Raw genomic sequence first — 22,362 nt, 5'->3', positions numbered from 1 at the left:
TGAAACGAGCTGAAAATATACTGGCTTTTGGTCTGCCCGGACGGGGTAAAACGCACCTTGTTTGCGCTATAGGTCATGAGTTGATCCTAAAAGGACATTCCGTATTTTTCACTCCCGCTTACCGACTAGTCCAAAACCTACTTGCGGCAAAGCGAGAGTTGAAGCTTGACAAAGAGATGCGACGCCTCGACCGTTTTGAGGCCGTCATTATAGATGACATTGGTTATGTACAACAACAGCAGGAAGAAATGGAGGTTCTTTTTACATTCCTGGCGGATAGATACGAGCGCCGAAGCGTGCTAATCACTTCCAACCTCGTCTTTTCCCAGTGGGACAAAATATTCAAAGACCCAATGACAACCGCAGCTGCCATAGACCGACTTGTCCATCACTGCGTCATCCTGGAGCTTACTGGTCCCAGTTACAGAACAGAAAAGGCCCTAAACAAAAAACAGGTTTGGGAAATTACAAATGATGGTTCAAACGCCCCTGACCCAGCATCAGGAATAGGGAATTAATTATCAACATGCACAAGTGTAATTGTCGCCAGTGCACAAATGTAATTGACGTCGGGCAGTCATCGTAATATTGTCTTGGTTCGGATTTCAGAAAAAGGTTGATTGTCGAATTTGGCAGCTATTCACGCTCATGTAGAATCTGAACGTCCCTGATTGAGAGACTTGAGCTAAAATCTCGTCTTGGGTCAAATACAAAACACTCTTGCCGACACGGACCCGGTATTCCAACATGTCCCTATGTCCGAAAACTGCTTCTACTCTACCTTTTAGCCCATTCCTCAATATTATTTCAGTACCTTTTGCAAACATTTTGTCTCCTTATGCAAATATCATTCTGTCGCTATACGGCTGTTCACCGAAAATTGAAGTCGTCGATTGAAGCATTTGGGCTTTGACCTAGATAACCTCTTTGTCAGATCCATGCCATCCAATAGCCTGAAAATATTCCGAGTGATCCATGTTAATTAAAGCCTGTCGGAATTCTCTAATCTGTTGCGGCGTTTCCATGATTCCCCCCTCTTTATTGGTCTTTTTATTATAAGACAATTTTTTTCGGAAAATGTTTGTATTTTAGGGCTTTAAATGTTGTTTTAGTGGGTTTTTTCCACTTGACAACTAGATATTAGATTGGGTAAATTCTCCGGGTTTCTCATTTTAGGGAAGCGCCAGCCCACCATTCTTCCCCCCCCGAATTGGTGGGTTTTGGTTTTTTATTGACCAACTGCCCTGGTTCGGGTCATGTCATCAAGCTAATTGTCTAAACACAAGGCTCCGGTGATACCGACGTTGAATTAATCATCGGAGTTTTGTGGTTCTGCTTAATCGCAACATTTCATACACTTTTTATTAATCTCGATATCAAAGAGACCTGGTTCTCTTCTTGTGATGATTATATCCGCTTTAGAGAAGGTGCCTCCTGGTTTTAGGGAAACGTCACAGTTCTGTAAAAAAAGATAACCTCGTTTTAACATAGCCTTTTTTGTCGTTTCTGGATATTTTCCGTATAAATATTTCTGGTCGGAATCCATTTCGTCTGTATCTATTTCGTAGAAATTGTCCATAATAAAGTGGATTGGGTCATCATTATTCTTTGATTTGACTTGTATTTCCTGTGGATTAGGAACTCCCTTAATAGATTCTCCTGTTTGTGTATCCCCAATCCAAAACGGATAATAGTTTCCGTCTTTATCTAAAAAACTAAGCACAAAGACTTTAGGCTCAACGATTGATATTTTAGCTTGTGGTAAAGGTTTCATTGCCATGATTCGGTCTCCTTTTCACTTAGAATTGTTATGGAGAAGTTGTTTGAGCCTATCGTTTCACGAAGTCAATCAATTCCTTTGTCCTTTTTTAGACCATTAATTTACGTGTTTGAATTTGGGGATTTTCTCTACTTTGAATTGGTTGTCAAGGTTCACGAGCTGGAAATAATCACGTTTCAACATTTGTCGGTGAACCGTATGTGCTTCAATCATTATTTTGTAGATTCCGCTTTCAAGTCGCCATAGTTCATCAGTGGTTCGCCAAGAGGCATCCCACCTGACTGTAAGCACGTCTGGGTCTGTTACCGACTTTTTACAGGAATAGTCGAGAAGGTGCCACAGCCCATAGCACTCGCTTGACCCTTCCAACTTAATCACTAGATCGACGTAAAACTCCTGGTTCGGATAAATATCTAAATAATGATAAGACAACGGAAGTTTCTTTACCGGCGAGTCGGCGTCACATGGCACACTAATACGGGCCAGCATGGGCTCTTGGCAAACTGTTTTCCCTGCTTGGTCAAAAAAAGTTACGAAAAAGTGACATTTTTCAGCCTTGCGTGTCCGAGTCCATTTGCATTTAGGGATAATTTTCCCGATTGTCCAATTCTCCCAACAAACATTTTTGACAATTAGACGCAGCACATGATTTTTAGTGCCTTTGTCGTTTACCATCGGCCATATTTTGAAAAAGACTATTGTCGTCGGATTATGCTCGTCAGGAGTGAATCTGATTTTCGGGGTTCGTAGATACTGTAAGCCTTTCTTTATGGGCCTACTTAGGATAGCCGCTACAATTATCCATGCTACTGCAAAAACAATGTTTTGTGGAGTAATGCTTTCGTTCAGCCAAGTGATAATTTGATACATACTGGTCATCTTACAATCTCGATTGTAATGTTATTGTGCCTGTGTTCTTGGTTTTTGTATTCAATGATTTTAAATGGTTTCGTCTTTTCGTGTATGTCAATTTAGTAAACCTGTCTTTGGCTGTTTGTTTTCCGCAAAGAATTTAAAAATCATGGATCTCTTCTCATTGAACGTACAAGGTATTCCGCCGATTAGGCTACGGCAAATGAAAACAGTTAGCAATCCATTTTCGAGCTAATCATGAGCAAGAGCTTACCTTAACATTTTAAGCTAACTAGCTTGGTAAATTTGGTCCCATTTTTTGGGGATATATAAGTGTATAAATGATGATACTAATCTATAACTAGCCGAGAGGATTAGCGAAAATCAATGTGAGTAGCTATCTTTCCCGCCCTCTCACGACGGAGACACCGGTTCGAAACCGGTTGGGACTGCCAAAGATTTCAGTGGGTTACGATTTTAAGCGATTTTATTTTTTGAACTGCGACCCGGTTTAGACCCGGTTTTTTGAAAAACCTCAAAATTTTTTACCCGCCTAAAATTTTGCAAAAGCGTCTATGTTGTGATGTCACCGCCTAAAATGATTGACTTGGTGGTGGTTTGATCTTGCACGATTCCTCTGTTGAAAACTTCCGATCATTGACCGTCTCACATTGATCTTGGGATAGTTTCTCTCCTGAAAATATTTCAACGCATTCTCTCACAAGCTGTTCTTCAGGGATACCAAGGTTGTGGGCTATGGTGGACTTGTTTCTGAAAACTTGGTCCCTTATATAATTTAGAATCATAGATCTAGTATTGCTTTGCCGTGGAGACTCTTTTTCGTCCACTGGCGCTAAGGAAACTTCCCTGGGATAGTCATTCTGTTCATTAAGTGAAGTCAGAGATGCTTCTCTGGGAAACTTATAATATCTGGTAGTTGAAATTTTGGAGATCCCCATCTTGTTGACCAGGGTTGGTTTGTTCCCAAATCCTCGTATCGTTGTATCGTCTCCTCCGCTAGACTCCCCATGGTTTGGCGATAGTGGCGATTCTGCTCCGCGAGATTTATCCTGGGTGGACGAAATCAATGAGCCTTTTTCGGGAGATTCGTCATCCCTAATATGACAGCACATGTTTGTTTTAGAGGAATCTTGGGACGGTATCTGTTTTTGCAACAGCTCTGAATAATCCTCTTTGGACTTTTTCCTAGCCTGCGAAAGTTCAACGGCAATTGCTATGTCTTCGTGAGATAGTTGATTTAGGAAAGGTTGCAAGACTGGAACTTTATCGGGATGTGGAGCCCCATCTTTGGTGTTCTGGGTTAAACAGGCTTCTTTCCGAGAATCATCCTGGATTGTTGAAGTTAGAGCGGCTGCTATGGGCAACTCGTTTTTTTGGCCAGAAATAAGTGAAGATTCGCCAGATGGAGGTTCACCTTCGGTAGGTGAAAAGATCAATTCTTTTCTGGTAGATCGATCTTTAGTTTGTGATGCCTCAGAGTAACCAAATTTGGTCGCGATGGTTCGTTTTGTTTTGAGAGCTAATCTTGTTATATGATTGGAAATTGCAAATCGTGTGTTAGCCTCTCTTAGTGGTTTACCTTGGGACGGTGAAGTCAAAAGAAGTTCATTAGATTTACGATTGGATCTTGAAAAATGACGCTTTTCATTGAGGCCTCTAATAAATGGGACAATAAACCAAAGCACGGAGGCAAAGACAATTATCAGTATGGTTAAAACTCCAAGTGGGTCCAATGTTTCCATTTCAGCTTCCCCTTTTTATCAGCTTATTATCCATTAGGAACCAGATCTGCCCCAGTTGGTAAGGTTGTCTCCTGGATTGGGTTCGACATCCGGCTAGCTACGGACCTTTTTTTGCGTAGTCCGTTGCTCAAATCCTTCCCAAGAAAACCTGCATCTGACATCCTTCCCTAAGGAAGAATCCAATGTCTTCGATTCATCTTGATAGTAAGTTAGTATCTTACCGTCTAATTAATACATACTCCAATCTTAGTATAAAAATTGGCGAAGTCTATCTCAATATGAGATGATAATTGAAAGCGTTTTGAACCTCGGAGGTTTTCTTCCCCCAACTTCTGAGTGAGCCCAAATGCTTTATTTTTTGCAGTCTGCCCAATCTCCGTTGATGTCAACATATCGTATTCTGATCATTGCTTTGGCTCCCTTCAGACACCATTTCATTGAACTCTTTTCTTACACGAATCACAACGCCCAATTCAGCATGAACTTGAGAAAAACGCCATATCACCTGCCTTTGGTCCCGGAGGTTATGAATTCCTGTTTCTTGGGAAGCTTGTCGATGATGGCCCTCGGCAAGTTGAAGTTAGTCTCCAAAAGATATGCCGGATTCGCGGCAAGAACCGTGCTGAGGCTTATTTCCTGGTATTCACCACTGTTAAATACGAGGATGAGTTCTGCTGGGCCGTCACCAACGTTTTCCAGAGCATGGCCGTAACCCATAGGCGCAAAACCGATGTCTCCGGCGCCCAGTTCCACAACTTTAGCCAGGCCGTGAGATGCAAAGACAGTGAGCCTCATCTTACCCGAAAGGACGTATTGCCATTCGTCAGCGTTAGGATGCCAGTGGAGCTCACGAAGAGCGCCACGTTTGAGATTTAGTAATGTTCCTGTCATAGTCGTCGAAATAGGAAACTCGTTGGCCGAAGCCATACGAACCTCGCCATCGGGGTCTCGCCTCCACGGCTTTTGGGATCGAAGCGAATACTTGTGAGTCAAAGGCGGAGCCAAAACCGTTCCCGGCCCCGAGATCGGATTCACCGGGAGCAATGGTGGCGGCGGCCCCTGTGCGATATAAACCTCTTTTTTGGGAAGATTTATCAAATCTGAAGCAGGGATATTGAGACTCTTTGCCACAATTTCCTTGGGCGTCTGGGCGAGCCAGTCCGTGAAACTGAATGTTTCGAATTCAGAGAAATAACCGTTGTCAAATACGAGCAGAAACTTCGCTTCACCCGGCCCGATGGCAAGCCCTTGAATCGAATGGGCATGGCCGCGAGGAAAGTACCAGACGTCTCCAGGAGCAAAGTCTGCTATTTCTATGCGGCCCTGAGGATCGACTATGGTTACCCGAACGTTGCCCTCGATTACATAGGCCCATTCAGCAGCGTTGGCGTGCCAATGAAGTTCGCGAAGCCCGCCGGCTTTAAGTGTCATGAGTACACCGGCAATGTTCTTTGATACAGGAAACTGCACTGCTGTTGCCTCTCGCGCAGAGCCCCCTGGCAACACCCGCGCAGGTTGTTGAGCCAAAGGGAAACTGAAGTCGGGCAAAGTGGTCTCATCCCTCGCTCTCGCGCTCTTACTCTGAGTCGGAGTTGTTTCCCCGGCGGACGACACCATCAAAGGATAAGCCAGCATGCCTCCCGCAACCAACGTTGATCCAGCTATAAAACTTCGCCGGTCCATGGGGCTCCCCAAATGTAGCGGACCTGCTTCACTGCCCGGAAAGTCTTCTCCCATTTTTTTATTGTTTTCTATTGTGTCAATATACTTTTTCATGACTCACCTCCGGAATAAAATTTCACATAAAGTTCCGAGCCAGATTCGTTACTCCTGGACCGCTTTCTGGGTTGCTCAGAAATATTTCACAACTACGTCGTAAGATGACAATTTGGCTGTTTGGATTCTTCGGAAGCTTATCTAAAAAGTAAGTCCGTAGGACGAATAACCAAGGTTGGATTTGTCACCAAACACTACTAAGAAATGACATAATTTGGAATGAATACTAAAAAACCAATAGAGTTGACATGGGACAGTCACGCATTCATCAACAAACCAAGTGTCTTTCCCCTAAGCGAGAGTTATGTATGCGCTTCGTCTGGATCGGCGCTGACTTTTAATTCCCGGACTGAACCGCCTTCGTGATCTTTGTAATAAGTAACGCTTCATTAACCAGCGCGTTGTTGGGTAAGGTGCGATTGGAGGTTACGATTGACCGGGGCCGTATGGTGCGGTAAACTCAAAAGACAACAAAAGAGGCTTCTTTATCAACGTGACGACGGTTTTGCCTCTGCCGGGTATCGTGGCATAATACCTGTTTCATTTTCAAAGACACGGTAATCTTGCGTTTACGCTGATCCGCCGCGATCGCAATAAACCATTTAGGAGGCACACGATGAAATCGGTCAAATGGCTGATCGCAGTTGGACTGATCGCTGTAACGGTTGCCACGGTCCAAGCGGGGTCAATGCCGGAAGTGACTCATCAGCAGGTCATGAACGTGCTTCCCGAACTGAGCAACCTCGCACAACAAACGTTGGAGAAAACCGGGGTGCCGGGCATGGCGATCATCGTCGTCTATAAGGACCAGATGGTCTATCTCAAGGGCTTCGGGGTTAGAAAGGTGGGCACAGAAGACCCCATTGATCCCGACACGGTCTTTCAACTCGCTTCGCTCTCTAAACCGATTACGTCAACCGTATTGGCCGGACTAGTCGGCGATGGAGTGATCGACTGGGACGACCCAGTGGTCGACCACTGGCCGGACTTTAGATTGTATGATCCGTGGGTTACCCGGCAGGTCACGCTGCGCGACTTGCTTTGCCATCGGAGCGGCTTGCCTGCCCAAGTGGGCGACCTGTTGGAAGACATGGGTTATGGGCGTATGGAGATTCTACGCCGTTTGCGTTATGTAAAACCGGCGACCAGCTTTCGTTCTCATTTCGCATATACAAACTTTGGCTTTACTGCGGCCGCGATCGCCGCTGCGCGGGCCTCAGGCAAGCGCTGGGAGGATCTTGTCGCTGACAACCTCTATCATCCGCTAGGCATGAGGTCTTCGAGTTCCCGATTCAGAGACTTTGAGTCCGCGAGCAATCGCGCGTTCTTGCATGTCCGAATTGACGGCACTTGGGTTCCTAAGTACGTACGTGATCCAGACGCCCAGTCACCAGCCGGAGGGGTCAGCTCCACTGCTCGCGACCTCGCGCAATGGATCCGCTTGCAACTCAATGGCGGCACGTTCGAAGGCAAGCGAATCATTGCTGCTGAGCCACTGAGTGAAACCCATCGTCCGCAGATCGTGACCAAGTTTGACCCGAAGACGAACCGGGCTACCTTTTATGGACTGGGCTGGAATGTTGGCCACGACGATAATGACCGCGTCTTCTGGACGCACTCAGGCGCATTTTATCTTGGTATGCGGACAGAGGTTGCCTTGCTTCCCGCCGAGGGGATCGGCATTGCCGTCCTTTCGAACGCGGGGCCCACCGGCGTGCCTGAGGGGATAACGAAAAGCTTCTTCGACCTTCTCTTCTACGGAAAATTCCAAAGAGACTGGGTTACGTTGGCGAATCGGATGTTCGAGGAGGCTGTAAAGACGTCTTTCGGCTACAACACTAATTACTTGCTGCCGCCGTCACACCCCTCACCGGGCTTGGCCTCGGCTGCCTACGTCGGAATTTATCACAACGATTACTTCGGAGATATCGACATCGTCGGAAAAGATGGAGCGCTGGTCCTGAACATGGGATTAAGGCAGGCTTCCATCCCTTTGCGGCACTGGAGCCGAGACGTGTTCATCTATCAACCGGTGGGAGAGTCGGCCGGTGGCTTGAGCGGCGTGACCTTCCGGATCGACCCGGAGGGCAAGGCGACAGAAGTCGTCGTCGAGAACCTTGACATATTCGGCCAAGGCGCCTTTGTACGAGCGCCGATCATAAAGTGACAGGGAAGAACACTTCGACCGATCTATTTGCACGTTCCCGGGTGTCATAAGAAGAGCCGGCCAATAAACCGCCGAAGCGCTGGGTGGGACAAGAAACACTTGTGAGAAGATGTATATTTACCAACTCTTTCAGATACTGAAGGCGAGCAATAATCGACTTGTGCGACGGATACTGGTAAAAGCTATCTCAATTGATCTCAGATGTGGATCCAAGGTTAGTTAGACAGAGTAATTCGCAATCAGGTTATAGGAAAATATCGCGAACGACTTCTTTCTCAAATCATCTGATGGGCTCAAACAGGCGTTTATTAAGATTAGAAGACCAGCACCTAAACCCACCCAGAGAAAAAAATAATTACTCATACTCTACTCCTCTCCTTGTAGTTTCAGACATTCCCAGAGAAAATGTTGGTTTATGTTTATTAAGTAGCCGCTATATTTATAGGAGATCAAATCTGTTGTAACACCACTTCAATCAAAATATGGACCCACTATATGTTTCGTTGATTTTATATACCGCCTTTCTTTATTTCGTAACACCGCCCTCTTTGTGGTGGCTGGAGTCCGTAGTTACCTTAAAGTGGTTTTTCTGTATACAGCGCAGGCCAAGCTTCGTGCGAATACCCTTTATACGATGCAGCCCGACCTTTACCCCATTATCTGCCGGTTTTCATTCTACGGAAACCGAGTTCTCTGTATAAGTCTTCTGTACAAGAGCTTTACGAAACCCATAAAATGATAGTTAATTAATTTACAATTAAGTTTAATTTTATGGTATAATATATTGTAAATATAGATAGTTTTAGTAAATTTATATTTAACTAATAAACCACAGTGATAACCATTTACTGAGGATGCAACTAAAACCATGATTTCAAAGGCTTCTAAAAGGCTATGGGCTGAAGACCTAGGTCTAACAGGACTCCTTGTTGTACTTTTGGTTGAGACCTTTGTAATTTATCCCTTCATTAATTCCGATTTTGGAGGGTTTGCCGTACATCTGGTTTTTATAGGGGTGTTGATTACCGGTGTGATGGCGGTCAGCCAAACGCCGCACTGGGCGAGAATCGTAGCCATAATCGCTGCGTTGGGTTTGGGTTCCCATTTCTGGGGATACGCATACCCTAGTTCACGAGCTTTGTTCATGTCCCTCGGATTCAGAACTTTTCTGTCCGCAACTCTAATTGCGGTAATTTTAATGCATGTCTTCAAGAGAGGACCTATAACCTACCGGCGAATTGCCGGCTCAGTGGCCGTTTACATGCTGACGGCCATTTTATTCGGTTATCTCTATCTCATAGTCAGCATAATCAACCCCGAAGCCTTCAACATAGATTTCCCAAAGTTTAGCGGAGATGTACACACACTCATGGGTAAATTCACCTATTTCAGTTATACGACCATGACAAGTGTCGGTTATGGCGACATACTTCCATTGAGTCCATCGGCACGAGCGCTATCAATGCTTCAGGCCTTGATAGGTCAGCTATTCCCCGCAATACTTTTAGCCAGGCTGGTGTCTTTGGAAATCGAGTACAATCAAAGAAGGCCTGAAACTAAAGAAACTTAAGAATCGTAGATCGTACAATATCCAGGTTTTAGCTCCCATAGAGGGCTCCCATTTAGCGAAATAGGGTTGTTCCATCACCGGCGGCTCCATTCTGGAGGACCTACACAGAACTTCATTTCGGTGTTTCGCTCATGTAACACTTATATTGCTTCACAAGCTTAGTGATTGGGATCAAATGTCGTGACCGGGACGTTTACATACAGAACAGTTCATAATCCATTCTGACTTAAACTCGATCAACTCAGGAATTAGGCTCAAGGTTTATTTGGAATTCAAGGAGCCTTTCAAAAGCTTGGACCGAGGCACTGCCATCAGGGTAACTATCGCCTTTGCCACAGCCATTTCATTTATTTGGTCACCGACATCAAAGATTTCGGATTCTGATACAATTATTTGACGACCCTCCCTGATGACATGCGATCTGCATACTAGAAGTCGGCCGAACGCCGGACGAAGGAAATTGATCTTAAACTCTATTGTTAGAATCTGCATGTCCTCGGTTACTGTGGTAAATGCCGAATAACCCGCCGTATGGTCTGCCATGGTAGCCATAACGCCTGCATGGATAAATCCATCCTGCTGGCGATGTTTGTCCTCAATTTCCAGCCGAGAGTGAAACCGCCCCCATTGAGCGAGTTCAGCCTTAAAACCGCAAAAATTGATGAAACCGCGGTCAAAATCCTGCTCAAGAAAACTTGCTCGCTCTTGAGATATCTCTTGTTCGTTCATAATTGCTCATTAACGTATTGATGAACAGCAAAGCCCCTAATTACATACAGCTACTACAATCCAGAATTATGCCCCGCTTTTGCGATTTTGATCGTCTTTCCGCCCTTGAGAGGTCAAGGGCTGGCCCCGCCGAATCCGAAGAGGTCTCCGTGTGCAGTTCCACACGAGCGAACACAGCTAGAACCGTCGTCATGTTCCCGAAATAGAATCTTTTCCTCTGTTTCTGAGCATATCTCGCCGTGTGCGCCAGCGTCAACCCAAATTCTGTCGCGGCGGCGCCAGAACACGGCGGAGACACTGGGAAGACAGGAGCCACATAAGGCTAATGAACGCCTCCCAACTGGCGATCAACCGTGGCTGTCGGCGACCTTTGCGAACATTCTCACAAGTCCGACGCAGAGGATGAATATGGATTCAATGTTCAGGTTGCCCTCCCTGAGCATGGTAGTTTGAAGCGCGCGGTTCTCAGACAAGCAAGCCCGTAATGTCATAAAGGTTTAGCCAGGATTTGTCTGACTCGTACGTCAAGAAAGCGATCAGACGGATGAGCCTGGATGATGGCCACAGTGTCTGCTCCTTTTCCGGTACCGGCAACAGCGATGACATCTTCACCTTCAGGTACAAGACCTGCGTCGCAGGCTTCAACGACGATCTCAACGCAGACCTTTATGCCTTGACCGAGCAGTCTTAACGTCTGAGCGACAATGTACCCCAAATAGACGCCCTGATGCTTTTTCATGAAGGAGGCCTCGATCCCTCGACTCAGAATGGTTCCTGTAAATATTTTGACACCAAGGCTGGTCAACTTCTGTCTGACTTCAGCAGGGCATTCGTCCACATTTGGGCTCGCATAACCGACGTTATGAGTGACCGCCACCATGTTCTGGACTTTGCCCTTAAATTTCTTGGCGAACAACATCCCGGTTTCTCCAGCGGTCGTGGCCACGACGAGATGAGAGAAACCCTCATCCACCAGCCCGGAAACTATTTCTAAACACCGAGAAGTGTTTTCCCTCCCGGGCTTCTCAAAGTATTCAACCTGCCTGATCATGTTACCTCCTAAATTGCTTACTCACGACAGAGACAAATGGCTCTCTCGTGTTGGGATTGAAAAAACTGTTCATTTTTCGTGAAATAACCTACCAATCGCTGCCTAAACGGGGCGTCTCAATTTTGACCGGAGAACCTCTTCTTGAGCTTGTTTGGCGCCTTATGGAGACACAGGGCGGCACAAATCAATAAGCGTCAATGCGCAACTAACACTTAAGAGTCGCTAATAATTGTTCCAATCTGTCAGACCATTTCCAAAAAAAGTGGTCTCCTATTTTCAATCCTTCAATAGTTTTGTTCCTGATATCTGTCATTAGAATTCACCTTATGATTGAGCCTCTTGCAAAAGTAGTTCCTGTTTAAGAGGTAGTATGCAGGGTCGCGTCACGGGCAAGATTGTGACGCTGTGCTTTTGGCAAAGAACTACTGAATTTAAGGAGTTGCCGGTGAAGCCAGGCAAAGCCGTATCATGGTTGTTGGGAAGTCTCCAAGGACTTCGTTTTCCTCAGTTGGAAGAGTGTTGGGGGCCACCTCTGACGTATTTGTCTATCAAAACTTCATGATTCATAACTCGTGGAGATGCAAGTCTTTTCCTAAGTTGAGAAATTTGCGCACTGGCGGCAATTACTGAACCCTTTCCTACACAACTGACTCTATATGAGCGCCACAGTTGAAAACTTTCATCTAGGGACATTCTCTCACAATCCCTCCTCACAGTGAGTAGTGGCTCTTCTTCAAAACGCTGAATGGTGGTTATCCAACAAGGCACAACCGGGAGGTATCAAATGAAAAACAGAGTCTATTTACTCATGACAGTCCTACTTGGAATTCTTAGCTTTAACCCATCAGAAGCAATGATTATGGACCCTGGCGCTGGAGCGCAAGTCGGTCCGCCGTCTTGGAGTGTCACAATTCCGGTGAAGAATGAACCGGGCATAGACCAACGATTGGCGTTCAGGGGCACAGTCAGCGGGAGGAACGGTAATTCCCAGCCAGGAAAGATATCTGAGAACCAGTCTCCACTGCCACAAGACAGGGTGAATCTTCCAAAACAAGATACAAATCAACGGATAAAACGAAGTAAGGCGCAATCTGATAGGGAAATGTCAATTTTCGATAGATGGGGGAATATGTAAAATAAGGGCTCCAATAGTCGACTAGCCGGGATTTCCCGGCTCAGTCCAAACAAAGTGAAAAACCAGGATGGCTATCCCACATAATCAGAGCAAGATAGTCAATTTAATTCGAAATTCAACGACACCTCACCGGAACTCAGTCAACTTGCATGTTTCTCTATTTCTCAAGAAGCGTTTCCACTCCAGTCCAATCGGGTGGAACTCCGTTCACCATGTAGTTGGCGCAGCGTTTCAGATAGATTCGGGCGGCCAGATCCGCAGGATTTTTCTCCAGTACCTGATTGAAATGAACGCTGGCTTCCGAAAATTTTTTACTGTAGTAGAGCTGAATACCGCTCTCAAATGCTGGTTTCGTCTGCTCTTTTAATTCGGCAAGACCTGCAGGATCACCCTCAAACACTTCGTAAACAGTGACCGCGTCCTCTCTTCCCTTTACACGCACTTTGTCTATGAAGCGACACCTGTATCGGTCTGATTCTTTCATGGCGGAAAGAGTCTCGTCACTCAGGCTGACATAGGACCCGTAGATCTTGTTCAAACCCTCGATTCGTGCGGCAAGGTTTACCGCATCCGCGACCACGGCCCCTTGCATGCGATCTTCACTACCGATGACGCCCAGCATGAGATCGGCACGGTGGAGTCCTACTCCAATTCCGATCGGGCCAAAGCCATCCTTCTCGCGTTGCCTGTTGTACTCGGCCACGGCTTCCTGCATTCGGACGGCTGCCCTCACCGCATCATCCGGTGTTCCAGGGAAGAGCGCCATCACGCCATCGCCATAGAATTGATCTATGAACCCATTGCATTCCTTGATCACGGGGTTCACTCGTCTGAGATAGGCATTGATAAACCTGAAAGCCTCCTCTGGGGTCATCTTTTCGAGCAGGGTGGTCCATCCCCGGATGTCCGCAAACATAACGGTCATGTTCCGGCTCACCTGGTCACCCAAATTGATTTCGAGAATACTGTTCTTCTGTAGCAAATCGATGAACTCTCTGGGAACGAAGCGCTCATAGATGTTGTTCAAGGACGCTAACTCTGCCGTTCGTTGCTTCACTCTTTCTTCCAGCCCTTCGCTGTACACCCGTAATTCCTCGTTTTTTTCTGCGAGACTCCTTTTTAAACGGCTCATGGTCAAATGAGTATTGACCCTCACATGAACTTCTTGAGGTTGAAAAGGCTTGGAGATGTAGTCCACAGCCCCTGTCGTGAACCCCTTTACCTTATTGGCGGTATCATCAAGGGCAGAGAGAAAAATGACCGGGATGTCCCGAGTCTCCGGATCAGATTTTAACCGGTTGCACACTTCGAACCCGTCCATCCCGGGCATCATAATATCCAGGAGAATGAGATCCGGCCTCGGTTCCGCCACAGCCATTTTGAGGGCTTTCTCCCCATTGATGGCCGCCACAATAGCGTACTGATCTTTCAATGTGCCCATGAGGATCTGAATGTTATCCGGGGTATCATCCACAATAAGCACCTTGGGTTTTTTCTCACCCTCCAGCATCTAAATACCTCCTTATGGTACGCGTCCGCTCAGGAAGATTGAGGAGCTTCTGCCCTGAGGGACCGAACGATTCAATCTATATGTAACCATGCTCTGGAGAAGATCTGATCGGTAAAGCTATGGTACCCGTTTCTTCAGGGTATCCTTATCTCCAGGATAGAGACATCATCTTCAAGAGTTTCCGAGCCTGCGATTTGCCTTACGGCCGCCAATAGATCGTCCATAATCGATTTACCTCCGGCGCCTGAATCTTTCAGGTAGGCCTTCAAGCCCTCAAAATCCCAACAAGGACCGTTTTCATCCATGATTTCATATACGCCATCGCTAAAGACATAAAGTCTAGCCCCAGGTTTGATTTCAACCTCGTCATATTCGAAATCAATGCCCTCCATGGCGCCCAGGAACAGGTTCGGCGTTCTCAGTTCTCTAATCTCCGAGCCGTTCCCGGTTGTGTCCTGTATCAACAGGGCCGGTGGATGGCCTGCGCTGGCATAGGTCAAAAGGCGAGAAGAGGGTTTGTACACGCCGTACCACATGGTAAAATACATGTCCCTGTGGTCAGCCATGGGAAAAACGGCATTGAGGCTCGCTAGAATCTGTTCGGGTCTCCTAAAATCAACATTCGGCAAGTTCCTGGAACGGAGAACATTGAGCACAGACACTGAATGGAGCGCTGCTCCCACACCATGTCCGCATACGTCAATCAGGTAAATCGCTAACGAATCTTCATCGAGCCAGTGGTATCCTAACGAATCTCCCCCAAGGGTCGTTGAAGGCACAAAACGCCAGTCTGTCATCACTGGTCCCTCTGTAATGGGCTGAGGCAAGAGGAATTTGACGTAATCGGCAGCCTCAGCAAGTTCGCTGTTGAGAATCCCAAGGACGTTTTCGAGTTTCGCCCGCTGAAATTCCTCGAGGTCACGCAGTATCTTTAGCTCCAGATGGGCCTTGACCCTGGCTTTTACCACAGGAATGCGGAACGGCTTGCTGATATAGTCCATTGCGCCCAGCTCAAACCCCAGGGTTTCGTCTTCCACTTCGGTCTTGGCCGTTACAAAGATGATTGGGATGTGTTGCGTCTGCTCGTCACCTTTGAGTCTACGGCAGACCTCGTATCCATCCATTCCCGGCATCATGATATCCAATAGAATGAGATCAGGCCTCGGTTCCGCCACAGCCATTTTGAGCGCCTTCTCTCCGTTAATTGCCGCCACAATGGTATACTGATCCTTCAATGTCTCCATCAGCACCTGGATGTTTTCCGGCGTGTCATCCACAATCAGAACCTTGGGTTTTCGACCACCTTCCACCATGTTTTCCTATCCTATAGCTCTATTTCCAGCTTGCCGGCGATGGTTTCCAGAGTTTTCAAAGCAGTGTCCGTATCGAAGCTTTCTATTTGTTTTTCCAGACGTTTGAACTCCTCCTTAACCGATGAATTCGCCAGGAGCCGATTCAAAGCTTCAAGTCGGTTCATAGCTTCGGTCAGATCACTCTCCAGAAGCTGGGCCATTTCCTGAAGAAGAGTTTTTACCGCTTCCTTATCGACAGGCGCCTCCGTCCCAGAATCCTCAGGTGACTGTTGGGCGGTCAGTCTTTCCTCGACTACTCTTATCCCATCTATCACGACGTTCAACTGAGATTCGAACTCTGCCATTACGAGATCCAGGTTTTTGCCTTCCTTGATGGCCTTCTCCAACTCGGCCGCAGCCTGGTAAAGGTTGTCTCCACCGAGGTTTCCGGAAACACCCTTAACCGTGTGAGCAAGCCGGGCTGCCGTCTCCACGTCGTCCTCTTGGAGAGCGGCTTTGATTTGGTCAACCGCGTTTTCCTGTCCGTCCTTGAACTTGCAGAGGAGCTTCGTATAGAGCCGCCTGTTTCCGGCTACCCGTCCAAGCCCGGATGCTATGGAAATGCCTGGTAACTCGGCAGGCAGGATATTCTGTACCTTCTTGCTCTCACTCGACGACTCATACAAACCTTCAGATGTTCCCCGATTGCCCGGCTTGACCCATTTTACCAGCTCAGAGATGAGTTGATCCGGATCAATGGGCTTGGTCAAATGATCATTCATGCCCGCTTCAATACTTTTTTCGCGGTCACCCCCCATGGCGTGGGCGGTCATGGCGATGATCGGCAAATCTTGAAACCTTTCATCCCCTCGAATCTCCTGGGTGGCCTCAAATCCTCCCATCACAGGCATTTGTAAATCCATAAGCACCACATCAAAATTCCCCGCTTTGACCATCTCCACTGCCTCTTTACCATTGCTGGCAATTCGTACAACCAATCCAGCCTGCTGTAAAATTTCCTCAGCAACCTGTTGGTTGATTTCATTGTCCTCTGCCAACAATACCCTTGCTCCGCGAATCTTTCTCAGCTCTTCCTCATCTCTGCCGCTCACCCGCTTCACGGTCTGACATTCTTGGGCTTCCTTCCCCAAGGCGATCATGATGGAATCAAAAAGTACGGACTGACCTACGGGTTTAAGCAGGAAGCCATCGACCCCCACTTTCTCGGATCTCTGCATAACCTCTTCACGACCATACGCCGTCGCTATGATAACCTTGGGTTTCTGGGGGAGACTCGGAAGATTTTTGATCAGTTCGGTTGCCTTGATCCCGTCCATACCAGGCATCTTCCAGTCCATAAGCACGAGTCTATATGGAAGGGTGTTTGCCTCTTTTTCCAACTCCTCTATTCCTTCCTCGGCCGAAGCTGCAACGGTTACTTCAAAACTCATCGTTTCCAGCAAAGATTTCAGGATTTCTCTGGATGACGCATTATCGTCAATCACCAACACCCGCATTCCCCGCAGATCGACTGATGGTTCGAGACGCCTCCTTGAGAATTTCCTCGCTAATCCGAATTTTGCCGTGAATATGAACTCGCTCCCTTTTCCAGCTTCACTTTCGACCCCGATCTCCCCTCCCATCATGGTGACCAACCGTTTGGAGATAGTCAGACCTAGGCCGGTACCTCCATATTTTCTAGTGGTGGACATGTCTGCCTGACTAAAGGCTTGAAATAGTTTACCTTTCTGCTCTTGCGTCAAGCCGACGCCAGTGTCTCGAACAGAAAACTGGAGCATGACCCATTCGTCTTGTTTTTCCAATAGTCTGGTAGAGATAACGATCTCACCCTGTTCCGTGAATTTGACAGCGTTATTGCACAGATTGATCAGAACCTGCCCCAGCCTGAGAGGGTCACCTACCAGGGCAAGGGGCACATCCTGCGGGGTATCCATCAGGAATTCCAGTTGTTTTTCATGAACCTTCAGTCCCACCACTGTAGATACATTGTCCAGGACTTCGTCCAAACTGAAATCCACCGACTCCATTTCCAACTTACCTGCTTCGATCTTGGAGAAATCCAGGATGTCATTGATGATCCCCAGAAGCGAGTGTGCGGAGCGCTGTATTTTCGTCAGATAGTCCGCCTGCTTGGGAGTCAGCTCAGTCTGAAGCGCCAAGTGCGCCATTCCGATCACCGCATTCATAGGAGTCCTGATCTCGTGACTCATGTTTGCCAGAAAATCAGATTTCGCTTTGGTGGCTTCCTCAGCAATCTCCTTGGCGCGGCGCACTTGCTCTTCAGCGAGCTTGCGGGCGGTAATATCGCTGAAAGTGATGACCGATCCGACGAGAGAGCCGTCCTTGTGAACAGGGTTGCTGGAATAAGCTACGGGAAAACTGGTACCATTTTTTCGCCAAAGCACTTCATTGTCGATATGGCTGGCGGTTCCACCTGCAATAGACTTGCGCATAGGACAATCTTCTTGCGGATATGGAGAACCATCCTCATGAGCATATTGAATCAGGCTGTGAAGTTCCTTGCTCTCGAATTCATCCGGCGAATATCCGAGCATCCGGCAAGCCGCATTATTGATAAAAGTCATCTCACCGTCTACGCTCACACCGATGATTCCCTCGTCTACAGACTCAAGAAGCAGCCTGGTGCGTTCTTCGGAAACTCGAAGCTCTTCCGTGCGATCTTTTACCAACTGCTCCAGATGATCCTTGTATCGCGCGATTTCGCTGCGAGCTATTTCCGCATCCTCGGCCAGGCTCAGAGCTGCGGCCTGGCTGCGGCGCAGTTCCTCGGCTCTCTTTTTTAGGTCCTCTGCTGCCCGTGAAGCGCGAATTCTGTCTAACGTGAGGGTGCCCACGATTTTGGCGAAGCCCGACAAGAAGCCGAGAATGCTGGGCAGCTTCTCCTCGGACATCATTGGCACTTCCTTGATGGAAGCCAAATAATCCTCTTCATCGTAACCGAGGTCTCTAGCCTGACGACGGAAGAACTCCAGATCAGGTTCCTGCAGGTGGAACTGGCCGATGAGAATATTGGCCAGGTGCTTCCCGTCTATGATCAGCGGCGCGGCCGCGTCCGTCAGACCATTTTTGCATTGATAAATGGTGAAATCCTGACCTTCCTCGAGTCTGGAACCAAGTATTGCGTCACTTTCGGCACAGCGTTGAGCGGAAACTTCGCCAGCGCGATGGAATTGGGTGCAAGCTCGTCGAAAGTTTGCGAATGCCAGCAGGTTGCCTTTAAGGTCTGATATAGCTGAGGCGACCCCGACCGCGTCGCAGAAGTGGGCAAGAAGGGTCTGCAAATCCTCAGCATTCAATAAGTCCTCTGCCTTCAATTCTTCAGGTTCCCCTCCTGAGACGGCGTCTCGGTCCTTCATGGTCTGGACCAGATTGTCCAAGACCTCATCTTTTTCGATCCGGTCCAAGGAGCCATACGGAGCTGGTTTTCCGGCAGCCCGAGCCAACTCGTTGGCTTCTTTCTTCAGGTCAAGAATCCGCTGTTCCCTAGCCATGACCAGGCGATTGAATCGTTCAAATTCCAGGATTCTTTCCTGCAATTCAGATTGAGCAGGACCGTTCTTTGGGTGGGCTACCTCCGTGCCGATGGCCAACGTTTCTTCTTCAACGGGGAAATGGTTCGGGTCAGTCATGGTGGACCTCGGATAGAATCAAAGTTACAGATGAATCTTATCACGGCTGTTCCCCGAATGTAACGCCAGACCTTGTCAGAAACCGTCGTATTTCCTCACGGTCGATCACGGTCAGGTTGAATCGGGCTAGGCAAATGCTTCGACAAATCATATGGTAATAAATATTTATTCTGGAGCGACAGACGCTCCGAATGAATAAAATTTCGATAGGGAGGTCATGAAATGTCCAGAGTTTTCATGTCAGGCATTTTGATGGCATTTGTAATCTTTTTGGTGTCTGGCGTAAGTTTAGTTATAGCTGCTGATACTAATCACCAATTTGTGGCGGCTTTTACACAAGGTCATTGGGACGAAGCCAAACAGCTCCTTGACAAAGGAGCGGACATAAACACCAAGTCGGACAATGGGGTGACAGCTCTGATGATGGCTTCTTATGAAGGCGCCCCTGAGGTCGTTAAGTTTCTTTTGAATAAAGGAGCGGATGTCAATGACAAGAGCAATGGTGGTTACACGGCCCTGATAATGGCTTGTGGGAACGGTAACCTCGAAGTGGTCAAATCTCTTCTGGATAAAGGGGCTGACGTAAACGCCAAGAATAAGGATGGTATCACTGCTTTGATGTTGGCTACTAGCGGTGGTAACCTTAAATTACTACGGCTTCTTCTGGACAAAGGAGCGGATGTTAACGCTAAGAACAACGCCGGATGGTCAGCGCTCGATTTGGCGGCCAAGAAGGGTAACAGTGAAATGCTGAATATCCTCAAGGCTCATGGAGGGAAGGAATAAGTTTGTTGTTGGTTGGCCGGTGATTAACGAACTGACTTATTTGGAAGGCATATCCCACTAGCTTGTCCCCTGAGCTAATACGCAAACGCTCATGGACGTTAAACATGTTGCCGCTGGGAAATCGCGACGAGATCTCATCTGGAGACACAAAATTGTCAGGTGAAGTCTAACTCTTAAAGTTTAGAATAACAGAAGTCACTTTCGAATAGTGTGCGCCAACTCTGTACATTTGGTACATGATCGGCGCACAGTCCTATATCGATTGATCGTGAATTATTTCATCAGTTACTTTCTCAACTTTCGCAGTTGATAACAACGGCAAGAAGCTAACTAAAACGATAGAATAGGCTCGTGCGGCCTCGGAGAACAAAACGGCCATATATTTACAAAAAAAAAGGTATATGTTCTATCGCCTTAAGGACCTCAGGATGCGCCTAGGGTTTCCTGTTTACCTGGGTGAGTTCCTCGGGAGTCCGGCATATCTGCTCAGCTTGTATTGACTCTATGTTCACGAGAATCGAGAAACCAAACTTTTCGCTGTAACTGGTTTGTCCCCAGACCACATCTTCTACCACTTGATGATCGGCGCCCCTCATGATCTTCCAACCCTCCGGAGTCGGCCAGGCCAGAGGCTCCCGCTCGACAGCTTTGATAATCGCCTCTGCGTCTGTAGTACCTGCTCGCTCCGCGGCCGCTTTGATGAAATACACGCCAGCGTAAGTCTCTTCAGCCATATAGTCAGGGTATTCCTTGTATTTCTCGAAGTATCTCTTTACGAACTCTTTGTTCTCTACCGAATCGGGAGTAGTGAAGAAATACCTCGACGCCATGAACAGCCCGTCGGGGGTATCCTTGCCAAGCGGGACAACGGTTTCCAGGGCTGCTCCTACTGGAAAAGCGAACCTAATCGTGTCGAAGAGTTTGAATTGCTTTGCCTGTCGGATGAAATTGACGGCATCTTGCCCCCAAAGCGGGCACCAAACGCCATCCGGCTTGGCTTTTAAAATTTCCTCTATATTGGCTGTATAGTCAGGCGCCATTAGCTTGGGAAACGTTTCGCCTACAATCTCTACGTCAGGCTTCAACGCCTTGAGTTTTTCCTTAAACAAATCCCAGGATTCGTGGCCGTAATTATAGTCCGGCGCAATACACATCCACCGTTTACACGGCTTAGATGCCATGTAATAGGCCCCTGCGCGAGAATGCATCATCACGTTGCTCAGGGTGCTAAACAGATATGGATTGAATTTGGCGCCGGTCAGAACATATGTCGCGGCTTGTGTGTTTATGAGGATTTTCTTATGCTTTCGAGCGACATCGGATAGAGAGAGCGCTACGGCGCTGGACGTAGGACCCATCAGAAAATCCACCTTGTCCTCATTGATAAACTTCTCAGCAAGCGCGACGGCGACGTCCGGCTTCAATTTAGTGTCGCCAAAAACTAATTCCAGCTTTCTGCCAAGTAGGCCTCCTGAGGAGTTTATCTCCTCTAAAGCCATGGTGATGGCTCGCTGCCCATTGATTCCGTATCCACCAAGTGGGCCGGAGCTGATAAACATAGCTCCCAGTTTGATCGGCTTGTCATCCGATTGGGCGGAACCCAAGGCTGACGCAACTAGAAACACAAGTGCGCCAATCACGAATAGTTTCTTCATAATTTGTTCCCTCCTGTTGACATCTAGTATAGCGGCGCTTTGAATCGGTGATCACTCATGAGCCTCTTGCAAAATTGTTTTTTGGTGGTTTAAGGATTTGTAATAAATGAGCTTCACGCGCAGGCCGGTAGTGTAGTGTTTCTAGCAAAAAGACGCTTTGTCACAGGAGACACCGGTCGAGCTTAAAAAGATAATATCATGGGCTACAAGAACACTGCAACGAATTCCAGTTTCGAAACTGGAGGAATCGTGGGGGACTGCCAGCATGTACGGCGCAAAATAATACCCTGGAAGGGGGATGCCTATTCGCCCTGTGTTCATCTATCGTAAGCTGCCTGTTCAAACATAGAGGACAGGTGTTTACGACCATCACCCCAAACCCCATGCCCGTTGAGGATCCTTAAGACGACTCAGCCTTTTAATCCATCTCTCCACAAATCGCGAGAAAAAAGCCCTCTTGACTCTCCCCCCCACTCAACTGAGGATTTGCTTTTGGTTGTAACCATTCAGTCTCGCGCGGTTGAGTGCGCGAGTGACACAGGCGCATTAGTACAATACATTCATAGAAGCAGGGGTAATAACCTTTAAGATTATCCTGATTGTTATGTTTTGGGGTCCTGGTTGG

The 22,362-nt window shown here is 47.4% G+C and carries 16 protein-coding genes; 5 read left to right on the top strand and 11 right to left on the bottom strand.

Annotated elements, in window-relative coordinates; genetic code table 11:
• The coding region (locus tag WC647_19055) for an ATP-binding protein (protein MFA6224405.1) at positions 1-518 on the top strand (518 nt) is incomplete at its 5' end.
• A gap of 87 nt (positions 519-605) precedes the next feature.
• Here WC647_19055 and WC647_19050 read toward each other — a convergent pair.
• From WC647_19050 to WC647_19030, 5 genes are all read right to left on the bottom strand, one after another.
• Complete coding sequence (locus tag WC647_19050; GenBank protein ID MFA6224404.1) at positions 606-827, bottom strand: hypothetical protein; 222 nt, start codon at positions 825-827, stop codon at positions 606-608.
• A 509-nt stretch (positions 828-1,336) separates the two neighbouring features.
• Positions 1,337-1,780: a hypothetical protein gene (locus tag WC647_19045; protein ID MFA6224403.1), complete on the bottom strand. Its 444-nt coding sequence runs from the start codon at positions 1,778-1,780 to the stop codon at positions 1,337-1,339.
• A gap of 96 nt (positions 1,781-1,876) precedes the next feature.
• Complete coding sequence (locus WC647_19040) at positions 1,877-2,659, bottom strand: hypothetical protein (protein MFA6224402.1); 783 nt, start codon at positions 2,657-2,659, stop codon at positions 1,877-1,879.
• Positions 2,660-3,225: 566 nt separating this feature from the next.
• Positions 3,226-4,395: a hypothetical protein gene (locus tag WC647_19035; protein MFA6224401.1), complete on the bottom strand. Its 1,170-nt coding sequence runs from the start codon at positions 4,393-4,395 to the stop codon at positions 3,226-3,228.
• A gap of 501 nt (positions 4,396-4,896) precedes the next feature.
• On the bottom strand, positions 4,897-6,171 hold the full coding sequence (locus WC647_19030) for a cupin domain-containing protein (GenBank protein ID MFA6224400.1): 1,275 nt from the start codon (positions 6,169-6,171) through the stop codon (positions 4,897-4,899).
• 616 nt (positions 6,172-6,787) lie between these two features.
• Between WC647_19030 and WC647_19025 the strand changes: the two genes are divergently transcribed.
• Positions 6,788-8,338, top strand: a complete 1,551-nt coding sequence (locus tag WC647_19025) for a serine hydrolase (GenBank protein ID MFA6224399.1) — start codon at positions 6,788-6,790, stop codon at positions 8,336-8,338.
• A gap of 868 nt (positions 8,339-9,206) precedes the next feature.
• Positions 9,207-9,908, top strand: a complete 702-nt coding sequence (locus WC647_19020) for an ion channel (GenBank protein ID MFA6224398.1) — start codon at positions 9,207-9,209, stop codon at positions 9,906-9,908.
• Positions 9,909-10,169: 261 nt separating this feature from the next.
• Here WC647_19020 and WC647_19015 read toward each other — a convergent pair whose 3' ends face one another.
• Positions 10,170-10,637 (bottom strand): PaaI family thioesterase, encoded by a 468-nt coding sequence (locus WC647_19015; protein MFA6224397.1) that lies wholly within the window; start codon positions 10,635-10,637, stop codon positions 10,170-10,172.
• A gap of 487 nt (positions 10,638-11,124) precedes the next feature.
• The gene (locus WC647_19010; GenBank protein ID MFA6224396.1) at positions 11,125-11,688 is read right to left on the bottom strand and encodes a pyruvate kinase alpha/beta domain-containing protein; all 564 of its coding nucleotides are present in this window, start codon (positions 11,686-11,688) and stop codon (positions 11,125-11,127) included.
• Between the two features lie 784 nt (positions 11,689-12,472).
• On the opposite strand from WC647_19010, the gene WC647_19005 reads away from it, so the two are divergent.
• The gene (locus tag WC647_19005; GenBank protein ID MFA6224395.1) at positions 12,473-12,823 is read left to right on the top strand and encodes a hypothetical protein; all 351 of its coding nucleotides are present in this window, start codon (positions 12,473-12,475) and stop codon (positions 12,821-12,823) included.
• 157 nt (positions 12,824-12,980) lie between these two features.
• Here WC647_19005 and WC647_19000 read toward each other — a convergent pair whose 3' ends face one another.
• The 3 genes from WC647_19000 to WC647_18990 form a co-directional block, all read right to left on the bottom strand.
• Entirely contained in the window at positions 12,981-14,333 is a 1,353-nt protein-coding gene (locus WC647_19000) for a response regulator (protein MFA6224394.1), read from the bottom strand.
• 134 nt (positions 14,334-14,467) lie between these two features.
• A complete protein-coding gene (locus tag WC647_18995; protein MFA6224393.1) occupies positions 14,468-15,646 on the bottom strand; it encodes a SpoIIE family protein phosphatase in 1,179 nt (392 codons plus the stop codon).
• An 11-nt stretch (positions 15,647-15,657) separates the two neighbouring features.
• The gene (locus WC647_18990; protein MFA6224392.1) at positions 15,658-19,296 is read right to left on the bottom strand and encodes a response regulator; all 3,639 of its coding nucleotides are present in this window, start codon (positions 19,294-19,296) and stop codon (positions 15,658-15,660) included.
• Positions 19,297-19,518: 222 nt separating this feature from the next.
• On the opposite strand from WC647_18990, the gene WC647_18985 reads away from it, so the two are divergent.
• Positions 19,519-20,082 (top strand): ankyrin repeat domain-containing protein, encoded by a 564-nt coding sequence (locus WC647_18985; GenBank protein ID MFA6224391.1) that lies wholly within the window; start codon positions 19,519-19,521, stop codon positions 20,080-20,082.
• A 434-nt stretch (positions 20,083-20,516) separates the two neighbouring features.
• Here the strand turns inward: WC647_18985 and WC647_18980 are convergent, their stop codons facing one another.
• A complete protein-coding gene (locus WC647_18980) occupies positions 20,517-21,737 on the bottom strand; it encodes an ABC transporter substrate-binding protein (protein ID MFA6224390.1) in 1,221 nt (406 codons plus the stop codon).
• Positions 21,738-22,362: the final 625 nt, after the last annotated feature.

Source organism: Desulfomonilaceae bacterium, assembly GCA_041662605.1.
In the GTDB taxonomy this organism is placed as follows: Bacteria; Desulfobacterota; Desulfomonilia; order Desulfomonilales; family Desulfomonilaceae; genus CAJBEZ01.
This window is presented reverse-complemented; position numbering and strand designations above follow the sequence as displayed.